Annotated in this window: 10 protein-coding genes; 4 read left to right on the top strand and 6 right to left on the bottom strand. The window is 66.0% G+C overall.

Annotated elements, in window-relative coordinates; all coding sequences use genetic code 11:
* On the top strand, positions 1-501 hold a 501-nt coding region (locus tag ACXJL8_RS20365), incomplete at its 5' end, for a DMT family transporter (protein ID WP_456685466.1).
* A 109-nt stretch (positions 502-610) separates the two neighbouring features.
* Positions 611-1,846, top strand: coding sequence for an ABC transporter substrate-binding protein (locus ACXJL8_RS20360; protein ID WP_456685465.1), 1,236 nt, complete (start codon positions 611-613; stop codon positions 1,844-1,846).
* On the opposite strand, the gene ACXJL8_RS20355 is transcribed toward ACXJL8_RS20360, so the two are convergent.
* From ACXJL8_RS20355 to ACXJL8_RS20335, 5 genes are read right to left on the bottom strand one after another with little or no spacing between them, the layout of a single operon-like run.
* Positions 1,847-3,139: an O-antigen ligase family protein gene (locus ACXJL8_RS20355; RefSeq protein WP_456685464.1), complete on the bottom strand. Its 1,293-nt coding sequence runs from the start codon at positions 3,137-3,139 to the stop codon at positions 1,847-1,849.
* Between the two features lie 11 nt (positions 3,140-3,150).
* Positions 3,151-4,530, bottom strand: a complete 1,380-nt coding sequence (locus tag ACXJL8_RS20350; protein WP_456621180.1) for a glycosyltransferase family 4 protein — start codon at positions 4,528-4,530, stop codon at positions 3,151-3,153.
* Positions 4,527-5,273: an ABC transporter ATP-binding protein gene (locus ACXJL8_RS20345; protein ID WP_456685463.1), complete on the bottom strand. Its 747-nt coding sequence runs from the start codon at positions 5,271-5,273 to the stop codon at positions 4,527-4,529. The genes ACXJL8_RS20350 and ACXJL8_RS20345 overlap by 4 nt, the downstream gene beginning before the upstream one ends.
* 2 nt (positions 5,274-5,275) lie before the next feature.
* Positions 5,276-7,201, bottom strand: coding sequence for a glycosyltransferase (locus ACXJL8_RS20340; RefSeq protein WP_456621178.1), 1,926 nt, complete (start codon positions 7,199-7,201; stop codon positions 5,276-5,278).
* An 8-nt stretch (positions 7,202-7,209) separates the two neighbouring features.
* Positions 7,210-7,368 carry a hypothetical protein gene (locus ACXJL8_RS20335; RefSeq protein ID WP_456621177.1) on the bottom strand — a complete coding sequence of 53 codons (159 nt, stop codon included), beginning with the start codon at positions 7,366-7,368 and terminating at the stop codon, positions 7,210-7,212.
* 126 nt (positions 7,369-7,494) lie between these two features.
* Here ACXJL8_RS20335 and ACXJL8_RS20330 point away from each other — a divergent pair, with 126 nt between their 5' ends.
* Both ACXJL8_RS20330 and ACXJL8_RS20325 read left to right on the top strand, forming a co-directional pair.
* Positions 7,495-8,385: a DUF6502 family protein gene (locus ACXJL8_RS20330; protein WP_456685462.1), complete on the top strand. Its 891-nt coding sequence runs from the start codon at positions 7,495-7,497 to the stop codon at positions 8,383-8,385.
* On the top strand, positions 8,382-9,584 hold the full coding sequence (locus tag ACXJL8_RS20325) for a DUF5666 domain-containing protein (protein ID WP_456621175.1): 1,203 nt from the start codon (positions 8,382-8,384) through the stop codon (positions 9,582-9,584). Before ACXJL8_RS20330 ends, ACXJL8_RS20325 begins: the two co-directional genes overlap by 4 nt.
* A gap of 30 nt (positions 9,585-9,614) precedes the next feature.
* On the opposite strand, the gene ACXJL8_RS20320 is transcribed toward ACXJL8_RS20325, so the two are convergent.
* A partial coding sequence (locus ACXJL8_RS20320) for an efflux RND transporter permease subunit (protein WP_456685461.1) occupies positions 9,615-11,618 on the bottom strand: 2,004 nt, incomplete at its 5' end.

Here is an 11,618-nt window from a genome sequence, read left to right as displayed (position 1 = left end):
GCCGGTGTGATCATCCTGCGCGGGTGGGGGATCGAGACGCGGACCGGGCAGGGGATCGGCATCCTGCTCTGCCTCGGGGGCGCGCTCAGCTATGGCTTTGCGGCGCTCGCAGCGCGAAGGCTCCTGAAAGACTCGCCGCCGCTCGGCACGGCGACGTTTCAGCTCATGGCATCGACGGTGATGATGGCCCTCGTCGCCGGTGGGTTGGAGCAGCCGTGGCGGCTACCGATGCCGGGCCTGGCGACCTGGCTTGCCGTGCTCGGCCTTGCCGCGCTGTCGACCGCGCTCGCCTACATCGTGTTCTTTCAGATCATACGACGCTCCGGCGCAACGAATGTCATGCTGGTGACATTGCTTATTCCCGTCACCGCGATCCTTCTGGGATGGCTGGTGCTGGGGGAGCCGATTTCCATGCGTGAGATCGCCGGCGCGATCGTCATCGGCAGCGCTTTGATCGTGATCGACGGACGGGCGCTGAGAATGTTGCAGCGCGTCCGGTAGATTCCAAGGTCAGCGTTTCACTCCACGGAAAATCCTGCCGCTTGCCAGTGGCTGGCCACCTTGCGACACTCTTCACAAAACAAGACTACAAAACATTGGGGAGAGAACGATGCCGGGTCGTCGCAACAACMTTGCTGCTCTAGCCATGCTTGCTGCCGGCGTGCTCGTCACGACTTCGGCCTCGGCGCAGAAGAAATACGACCCCGGAGCCACCGATACCGAAGTCAAGATCGGCAACATCATGCCCTATAGCGGTCCGGCGTCGTCCTACGGCGTGATCGGCAAGACCGAGGCCGCCTTCTTCAGGATGATCAACGACCAGGGCGGCATCAACGGCCGCAAGATCAACTTCATCAGCTATGACGACGCCTATTCGCCGCCGAAGGCGATCGAGCAGGCGCGCAAGCTGGTGGAGAGCGACGAGGTGCTCTTGATCTTCCAGCCGCTCGGCACGCCCTCGAATTCCGCGATCATGAAATACATGAACGCCAAGAAGGTGCCACAGCTGTTCGTCGCCTCCGGCGGCACCAAGTTCGGAGACCCGAAGAACTTCCCGTGGACCATGGGCTTCCAGCCGAACTACCAGAGCGAGGGACGGATCTACGCAAAGTACATTCGCGACAATTTCCCCGACGGCAAGATCGCGGTCTTTTGGCAGAACGACGACGCCGGCAAGGACCAGTTCAAGGGTTTGAAGGACGGGCTCGGCGACAAGGCCGGCATGATCATCGCCGACAAGTCCTATGAGGTCAGCGATCCCTCGATCGACTCGCAGATCGTCGCCCTGCACGATTCCGGCGCGGATATCTTCTTCTCGTGGGCGGCGCCGAAAGGGTCGGCGCAGGCGATCCGGAAAGTCGGCGAGCTCGGCTGGAAGCCAAAGTTCTTCCTGGGCAACACGGCCACGTCCATCGCCTCGGTGCTGAAGCCCGCCGGGCTCGACTACTCCAAGGACATCATCTCGACCGCGTATCTGAAGGACCCGACCGATCCGACCTGGGACAAGGATCCGGCGGTGCTGGCATGGCGCGCCTTCATGGACAAATACTATCCCGAAGGCGACAAGGCCAATGCCAACAATCTCTACGGCTACGTCCAGGCCGAAGCCATGGCGCAGGTGCTGAAGCAGTGCGGCGACAATCTCACGCGCGAGAACGTCATGAAGCAGGCCACCAGCCTCAAGAACTTTCACACCGAGCTGATGCTGCCCGGAATCATGGTCAACACCTCGGCCGACGACTATTTCCCGATCGAGCAGATGCAGCTGATGCGCTTCAACGGGCAGGCCTGGGAGCTGTTCGGCGACGTCATCACCGGCGAAGTCGGCCACGAGCGCAGCCCGTAGTCAGCGCGGGCTGCTGGCTTTGGCGCGCAGCGCCATGCCGCCGGCGACGCCGACGCCGAGCACATACATCCAGCCCTCGTGGAAATCGAACAGATGCGAGTTCAGAAGCGAGCTCGCGATGTTCTGCACGACGATCACGAGGCCGATCCAGGCCGCAACACCTTCGTCCAAGAATTCACCCAGGAACAGGCGAAGATGCGCGAACCACAGGGCGTAGAGCAGCACGACGCCCAACAGCCCCCATTGCATGGCGACGTTGAGGGTCTGGTTGTGCGGGTTGCTGACGATCTCCGCGTCGAGGCCGCTCTCGCCGGTGGCGGCGCGTTCGAACTGCCGCTTGATCGCACCGGTGCCGTGACCGAGCAGGGGCGCCTCGGCAATGGCGTGCAGCGACTTGCGCCAATAGGTCAGCCGCTGCGCGGTCGACGCGCGGCTGATGTCCTCATGGCCGTGGCGGTATTCGACGGCGATATCGATGATGCGCTGGCGCAGATAGGGCGACGCCGTCCAGGCCAGCGCGCTTGCGACGACCGCGCCCGCGAGCAGGATCAGGGCGGCACGCCGGCTCAGATGCCGCCGGGCGAACAGTCCAAGCAGCACTGCGATGCAGAGCAGGGCTGTGCGGGCCGAGGCAACGAACACCATGCTGGTGACGAACAGCAGGATCAGCGCGAGGCAGGCGGCTGCCGCGATCAGGCTGCCGCCGCGCCAGAAAGTCAGCGCAGGCAGCGCGAGCGCAAACGCGCACAGGGTGAATTCCTGGCTCTGGTCGATATAGTTCTTGACGGGGACGCCAGCCGACGCGGTCKCGGTGATCTTCCAGGCAGGATCGAGCAGCACGATCCAGGAGAACACCGCAAGCAGCGCGCAGGAGGCGAGAAAGGCAAGGCAGGCCTGGAAGCCGCGCTCGGATCGGCTGAAATGGTAGAGCAGCGGCGGAATCAGCACGAGCTTTGCAACCGGCTTGATCGCATGCAGCCGGTCGGGCCAGGCGCCGTCCGACCACAGCGTACCGATCAGCGCGAGCAGCAGGAATGCGAAGGGCAGGGCAAACGCCGGCCATGCGAGCTTGCGTGCATAGTTGCGCCAGTCGATGGTCGGCGTCACCGCGAGCAGCCAGAGCCCGACGAAGATCGAAGGCGCCGTCGTTGACCAGGGCAGCGAGGCCGCGATCAGGATGACGAGCACATCGGCCGCATAAACCAGTGCGGCCGAGTTGCGCCAAGTCTGCCAACGGCTGCGCCAGGCCTGGGGCTCGGCGGCATCGGACCACGCCGCCGGTTCCGAGGTCATGCGACCAGCGCTTACTGCGCGGCGACGAGACTTTCCGCGGGCATATAATGTCCGAGGAAATCGCGAGCCTGGGTCTGGTAGCCGAAGCGCTCGGCCAATTCGCTGCGTCTCGCCTTGATCCTACCGCGGCACTCCTCCTGACGCGTCAGCACGCGGGTGACGGAGGCCGCGATCGAGTCGGTCGAGAACGGGTCGAAATAGTCGGCGAGCTCACCCGCGACCTCGCGGAACACCGCGATGTCGGAGCACAGCACCGGCGTATTGGCGGCCAGCGCTTCGATGATCGGCACGCCAAAGCCTTCGGCAAAGCTCGGCATGATCAGGCCGTGCGCCTCCGCGATCAGGGCGGCCTTTTCATGCTCGCCGACATAGCCGGCGAAGCGAACGTTTTGGGGAACGTTGCGCATCCGGCTGATCTGGCCGGCCAGGCCGATCACCACGAGATCGGCGTGAGGAATGTTGCGGAAGGCACGGATGACGGTGGCGACGTTCTTGCGCGGCTCGTTCGACACGATGACGACGAAGCTCGGCCGCCCCGGACGCCCCGACGGGGCTGGGAGGTGMAGGACATCCGGGGCGTCGAACCGGGTGCGGGGATACACGACCCGCGCCGGCAGGTGCGCAAATTGCGGCAACAGTTCCCTGAACCGCATCATGCTGTAGTTTGAAACGAAGGCGAGCTCGTCGGCCTGGCGCAGGCTGGTGAGCAGCCGCGACAGGAACAGCCGCGTGGCGATGTCGCTGAGCTTGAGGTCGGTGAGCGGCAACAAATCGTGGACGACGCAGATCACCTTGGCCCCCGGCCTGCGCTTGATCGCCACCCGCGTCGGCGTGTCGACCACGATGACGTCGTAGTCGCGCGCATCGATCCGCGGCGGCGGCAGCAGGAAAAAGGCCGAGGAGTCCTGATAGCTGTAGAAGCCGGGCTCGAGCTGGAAGTCGCCGAACAGTTCGAGGTGGCGCAGGTCCGGCGGAACGTATTCGAGCGCGGCGGTCCTGTTCTCGATCAGCCGGGCGTTGAGGCCACGCAGGCCGACGGCGCGCAGCAGGCAGACGATGTAGTCCCACGACACCGACATGGTGGCCTTGTGGCGGATCCAGTCGAGCGTGCGGCGCAGGCCGCCGCGCATCACCGGCTCGCTCATGTTGATCTCGTCGAGAAAACGATACAGCGCGAGCAGCTCGATGTTGCGCGACGGCGCCGGAAACAGTCTTGTGCGCCGCTCGCGCCGGCGCAGCTTGCGGTAACGCCGCGTGGTTTCCACCAGCAGCGTGAGCTCGTGGCCTTCGGCGGCGAGCGAGCGCATCAATTCGCGCGTGAAGTGGAAGATGCCGCGCTTGTGGTTGGGCTCCCCGAGCGCTTCGGAGACGACAAGGATGTTCTGCTTCATGCGCGTTTCTCGCGGAGCTCGAAGGGGGGCGTTGCCGTTGCCGGCGCCTCGACCGTGACGGTCGAGGCGATGCGGCCGTGATCGAGATTGATGATGCTGGTGCAGGTGCGGCGCAGCAGCAGCTGGTCGTGCGAGGCAATGATGACGATCGCCGCCTGCGAGACCAGGTTGAGCAGCCGCCGCTCGGCCTTCTCCGCAAAATGCTCGTCGACCACGCTCAGCCATTCGTCGAGCAGCAGGATGTCGGCCGGGAAGGCGGTCGCGGTCGCGAACAGCACGCGCATCAGCATGCCCGAGGAGAACATCCGCAGCGGCAGCCGCCGCATGCGCGGCTCGAGCTCGGTGAAAGCCCAGATCTCGTCGATCATCGTCGGCGTCGGCTTGCGTCCGCCGATCCGGAGCAGCAGCGCGATGTTGTCCGCAGCGACGAAATCCAGGTTGACCCCGGCATTGAGGCCGAGCAGGGGAACGACGTTGCCTTTGATGACCACGCTGCCGCTGCTCGGCGGATAGACGCCGGCGATCAGCCGCAGCAGCGTCGATTTGCCGGAGCCGTTGGGCCCGGCAAGCCCGATGCGGGCGCCGGCCTCCGCCTCGATGGTGACGTCGTCGACGGCGCGGATGATGCGCGTCTCGCCCTGCTCGCGGACGAGGTGGCCGAGCAACCGCCGCTTCAGCGAGAAGTCGTAGGCGCCATAGAGTGGATAGTCGAGGCAGACATTGCGCAGGCTGATCGAGACCATGGTCAGATCCAGAATGCGGCTTTGCGCAGATGACCCAGCGTCAGCACGCTTGCTAGGATCAGCAGCGCCAGCGCGACGAGGACATAGGCGAGGCTTGCGGGATCGACATGGCCGCCCGCGAGCGGCTCGCGCCACACCGCGAACAGATGCGTCAGCGGATTGAGCCGCATCACGGTCGAGCGGTGGTTGATCATCTCCGACGACCAGATCACGGGCGAGGCGAGGAAGGCCAGCATCAGCGTGGATTCGATGATCGGCTTGAGGTCGCGATAGCGCGTCGCCATCGCGCCGAGGACGAGGCTCAGCGCGAAGGTGCAGGCCACGAACAGCAGCAGGCCGGGCAGCGCCGCAACCGCGCCGAAGAGATCGTGCGGCGAGAGCAGGAGCCAGAGCACCAGTGGCACGCAGGCGTTATGCAGCGCGAACAGCGCCTGGCGGAAGGTGCATTGCAAGAGGAAGATCACCGGCGGCAGCGCGCGGTCGCGGATCAGGCTCGCGGAGTTCTGGAGCGCCGTGGTGGCATCGAGCACCACACTGTTGAGGAAGGTCCATGCCGTCATCGAGAGTGCGAGCATGGGCAGGCGCGCCAGGATGCTGGCGTTCGACATCTGGCCGATCACCGAGCCCAGCACCGCGACCACGATCGCCATCTGGAGCGACATCCAGAACGGCCCCAGCAGCGAGCGCACGTAGCGGTGGCGCATGTCGGACCAGGCCAGCGCCGCGGCGATCCGGACCGCGTCCAGCCAGCTCGTCGCCGGCGGCGGTTCGACGGCGGCCGGCTGCTCCTCGCATGACGTGACGGCTTCGCGGTAAACGGTTTCCATGCCCTGCCTGAAGGCCGTGGCCGAATAGTGGGTGAGGGCGCGCGCCCGCGCCGAGAGCCCCATGCGGCGGCGCCGCTCGGGATCGCGGATCAGCGTGTCGATGGCCTCACCGAGCTTCTCGGCGTCGCTGGGCGGCACGGTGATGGCCTCCATGCCGTGGCGGGCGACGCGCGGCACCGCCGTGTCGAGTGCCGTGTTCACGACCGGGCGGCCGGCGGCCATGGCCTCCAACTGGACGAGGCCGAAGGTCTCGGCATTGGTCACCGACGGCATCACGAAGACGTCGGAGAGGCACATCAGCTTGATGCGCTCGCAATCGTTCACCGAGCCGAGCAGGCGGATTCGGTCGCCGAGGCCGAGTTCGCGGATCAACTGCTCCAGCCGCGGCCGCTCGACCCCCTCGCCGACGATCCAGACCTCGAACTGGCGATTGACGGCGGCGCGGATCAGCACGTCGAATCCCTTGTAGGGAACGAGCCGGCCGCAGGCGAGCACGAGCCGGCCGCGGTCGTTGACGTGATGCGGCTCGATCTTCGGCCAGTCATAGGTCGTGGTGTCGATGCCGAACGGCACGACATGGCACTTGTCCTCGAATTCCCGCAGCAGCGCCGTGGTCTCGATCAGGACGCGGTCTGAGACGATGATCGCCTTGGCGCGCCGCAAAGTCCGCCGCATCAAGGGATCGATGAACCAGCGCAGGCCGGCATGGCTGACGATGTCGGCGTGCCAGTGCACCACCAGCGGCCGGTTGCGGCCGAATCCGAGTGCGAAGACGAGGTCGGCGAGCGGGAAGGGGGCGTGGAGCGCGAGCAGATCGTGCTCCGCGATTCTGCGCCACAGCCGCCAGGGATAGGTGGGCGCGGCGGGAAGCGACAGCACATTGCCGAACGAGCGGACGCGCTCGACCGGCACTTCGTTGACGACGAGCTCGCGCGGCCCGGCCGATCGCGAGCAGACCAGCACGGCGGAGGCGAAGGTGTCCTTCAGGCTCGCGCAGATGTCGCGGATCACCGTGAGCGTGCCGCCGAACAGGTCGGGATAGTAGATCTTGAAGATGTGCAGCACCGATGGGCGGCGCGGAGTTTCGCTGTTGTGATGCATGACGGCGATCAGCCCGCGAGAAGCGCTGCGACGAACGGCGCCGCCAGCACCGAGATGAAGATCACGCCGCGCAGGAGCGCCGGCAGCATCGGCTCGATCGGGCCGCGACGGTCCCGGTCGAGAATCGGCGGCGGCGAACTGGAAATACGGGCCAAGCGGTCGGCCATGGTCAATGTCCCCTTGAAATCGCGCCCTCAGTGGCGTCTCGTATATGTGGGAAAATTTACCACGTCAATCGACGATGAGAAAAAAGTGGGATTGTGTCCCACGCGTGGCGCCGATACAATTCAGACATGAATGCCAAGTCCGGGTCCAAAGCAGCGGCGTCCCAGCCGAACGCTGCCGCAAAGCTGCACGCGCCGCTGGCGCGGCTGCTGCGCCCGCTCGTGCGGCTCTGCATCCGCAGCGGCATGACGTTCCCGGCGCTGGCGCAATTGCTTCGCGAGCTTTTCGTCAACGTCGCCGAGCACGATTTTGCCCTCGAGGGGAAAGAGCAGACCGACAGCCGTGTCAGCCTGCTCACCGGTATCCACCGCAAGGAGGTGGCGCGGCTGCGTGGCGCCGGCGCCCCCGTGCATGAGGCGCCCGCGGCTGTGTCGCTGACGAGCGCGGTGATCGCGCGCTGGCTGGCCGCGCCTGAATTCACCGATGCGAAGGGCGAGCCGCTCCCGCTGCCGCGCACCGCCGAGAGCGACGCGCCCTCGTTCGAGCAGCTGGTCGCCTCCGTCACCAAGGACGTGCGCCCGCGCGCGGTGCTCGACGAATGGATCGATCGCAAGCTCGTCACCATCAACGCCGACGACGAGATCGTGCTGGTCGAGGCCGCCTTCGTTCCGAGCGGCGAGGACGACAGCAAGTGGCACTATCTCGGCCGCAATCTGCACGACCATGTCGCCGCGGCGGCCGAAAACGTGTCGGGACCGGCGCCGCGCTTCCTCGAACGCGCGGTCCACTACAACAACATCTCGCCGAAGCTTGCGCGGCGCCTCGAGGCGCGCTCGCGCGAGCTTGCCATGGACGCGCTGAAGACCGCCAACCGCGAAGCCAACCGCGCGCTCGCCAAGGACAAGGGCGGCGATGCCCGCTGGAATTTCGGCGTCTACATCTATTCCGAGGACGCCGACGAGGAGGGCGACGGCAAGGAGGGCGGTAAGKAAGGCGGCAAGGAGAGTGGTTCGTCATGAGCCGGCCGCCGCTCATCTCCCGCCGTCTGCTGCTGACGGGGTTCTGGCTGGCCGGCACGGCCATCGCCCACGCGCAGGTCAAGCGCGGCACCGACCAGGGCATTGGCGGCACCGGACTCACGCCCGGCGATGATCACGGCATCGGCGGCACCGGCATCGTCGGCGTGATCCAGCGCTTCGGCAGCATCTACGTCAACGGCGAACGCATCACCTATGGGAACGAGGTTCCGGTACGGATCGACGGCGAAGCGGCCACCACCAAGGACTTGCGCATCGGCCAGGTCGCGCGCGTGGTCGCCACGCGCCAGGCTGACGGCACGCTCGTCACGCGCAACATCGCGATCGCGAGCGAAGTCTCCGGCCCGATCGAATCCGTGAAAGGCAACGAGCTGACGGTTCTCGGTCAGAAGATCGTCTCGGGCGGCAACGAAAGCCGGCTCCGTGCCGGCACGCAGGTCGCCGTCTACGGCTTGCGCCGCACCGACGGCGTGATCGTCGCGAGCCTCGTCGAGCCGCGGCGTGACGCGACGGCACGCGTGACGGGTCTGGTCGAGCGCGGGCCGGACGGCCTGCATATCGGTGGGCTGAAGCTGAACGGCGTCGATCCCTTGCTCGTCGGCCAGCGCGTCCAGATCGAGGGCAGCGCAAGCCAGGGGGCAATGCGGGCCTCGCGCAGCCGGATCGACGATTTTTCGGATCTCGTCGGCGCAAGCCGGCTCTCGATCGAGGCCTATGTGCAGCGCGCGGGTGCCAACCTCCAGCTTGGCTCCGGGCTTGTCGCCCGTGACGGCTCACGGTTCGGTCCCGCGGCGGGTGAAGCGCGCATGGTGGTCAACGGCGTGTTCGACCGCTCGCGCGGCCTCCAGCTGGATTCCGCTCAAGCGATCGGACCGGGATCGCCGCGGCAGGCGCCCGGCGGGCCCGGCAATCCCAACCGGTCGCCGGGCGGCGGTTCGATCCTGCATCCGAACCGCGGCACGGCCAATCCCGGTGGTAGCCAGCCCGGTCCGACAGGCGCGCCTGCGCCGGGATCAAGCCCCGGAGCAACGCCCGGCTCCGCTCCGACGGGGCCAAGCGGCCCGTCAGGCCCCGGCGGTCTTGGCTCGCCTGGTGGCGGACCCATGGGGCCCGGTGGTGGAGTGGGTGGTGGTGGTGGCTTCGGCGGTCCCGGAGGCGGGATGGGCGGCGGCCGGCGCTGAAGGCACCGAGGGCCGTCGGTGATCCGCGTTTCATCGCGTTGCTTCCATCGCTGGGCCGCGCGGCTCGCCGTTCGTTCCGAGCCCGGCCGCATCGCGCTTCACCGCGTCATCGCCCGTCGCCGCGGAATGGTCGGCGGCAAGCAGAATGTAGAACGCCGGCACCACGAACAGGGTGAACAGCGTTCCAATCGAAAGTCCGGAGGCGATCACCAGCCCCATGTTGAAGCGCGAGGCCGCGCCCGCGCCGGATGCGGTGATCAACGGCATCACGCCGATCACCATGGCCGCTGTCGTCATCAGGATCGGGCGCAGCCGGATCGCGGTCGCTTCGATGACCGCATCACGCTTGGAGCGGCCGGCATGCTGCAGCTCGTTGGCGAACTCGACGATGAGAATGCCGTGCTTGCTGATCAGCCCCATCAGCGTCACGAGGCCGACCTCGGTGTAGATGTTGAGGCTCGCGCCCTTGATACCCAGCATGATGAAGATCAGGGCGCCCGCGATCGACATCGGCACCGAGACCAGGATGATCAGCGGATCGCGGAAACTTTCGAACTGCGCCGACAGCGCCAGGAAGATGATGATCAGGGCAAATCCGAAGGTGGCGGCGAAACCGGATGATTCCTGGATGAACTGCCGCGACTGTCCGCCATAGTCGATGGTGTAGCCCTTGGGCAGGGTCCGGTCCGCGATCTCCTTCAGCGTCGCGAGCGCTTCGCCGGTGATCACACCCGGCATGGCCACGCCGGAGATGGTGGCGGCATTGACCTGCTGGAAATGGTTCAACGATTGCGGAACCGTGGTCGTTTTCAGCGACGCCACCGTCGACAGCGGAACGGACGTGCCATCCGAGGTCTTGATGTAGTAGTCGAGCACCTGATCGGCGTTCAGCCGCTGGCGCTGCTCGACCTGGGGAATGACCTTGTAGGAGCGGCCGTCCAGGCCGAAATAGTTGACATACCCGCCGCCCAGCATGTTGCCGAGCGCGCCACCGACATCGCTGAGCTTAAGCCCGAGCTGAGCGGTCTTTTCGCTATCGATCAGCACCGTGGTTTGCGGCTGGTCCACCTTCAGGTCGTTGTCGAGGAAGATGAACTTGCCGCTTTTCAGGGCCTCGGCGGTGAAGGCCTTGGCGATGCCGTCGAGCCGCTTGAACGGGTCGGTGGTCTGGATCACGAACTGGATCGGCAGGCCGCTCGCCCCCGGCAGCGGCGGCAATTGGAATGCCACGATCTTGGCGCCGGCAACCCCCGCCATCTCCTGCTGCAGCACCGGCTGCAGTTCCGCCGCGGTCTTGTCGCGCTTGTCCCAGGGCTTCAGGACCCAGCCAGCGATCGAGCTGCCGGTGAGATCGAGCTGAAACACGCCCGCGGTTTCAGCATGGGCGGAGATGCGACGGTAGACCTCGGCGGAATACAGCAGCTTCTGCTGAAGTGTTGCGTTCGGCGCCAGCGTCGACTGCATCAGGATCGCACCCTGATCCTCGTCCGGCGCCAGCTCGTTCTTGGAGTTCGAATAAAGCCAGTAGATGCTGCTCAGGACCAGGGCCGCGAACACGACCGTGACCGGAATCGTCGTCAGGCTGGCTTCGAGCAACCGTCGATATTGGTGTTGCAACGCTTCCATCCGCGCATCGATGAACGCGACGATGCGATCGTCGAGCGTCGGTGCGCCGGTCCTCGGCGGCTTGAGAATGAAGGCGCAGCACATCGGCGTGAGCGTCAATGCGATGACGGCCGACACCGCAACGGCGCCGGCAAGGGTAAAGGCGAATTCGGTGAACAGCGCTCCGGTCAGACCGCCCTGGAAGCCGATTGGCACGTAGACCGCGATCAGCACGATGGTCATGGCCACGATAGGACCCGCAAGCTCCCGCGCGGCGATGATCGCCGCCTGCAACGGCTTGGTGCCCTCGGCCAGATGCCGGTTGACGTTCTCGACGACGATGATGGCGTCATCGACCACCAGGCCGATCGCGAGCACCAGGGCCAGCAGCGTCAGGAGGTTGATCGAAAAGCCGAGCGCCAGCAGCAG

This window comes from Bradyrhizobium sp. P5_C11_2 (assembly GCF_054049755.1).
Note: the sequence above shows the minus strand (reverse complement) of the source record. Positions and strands in the feature narration are given on the sequence as shown.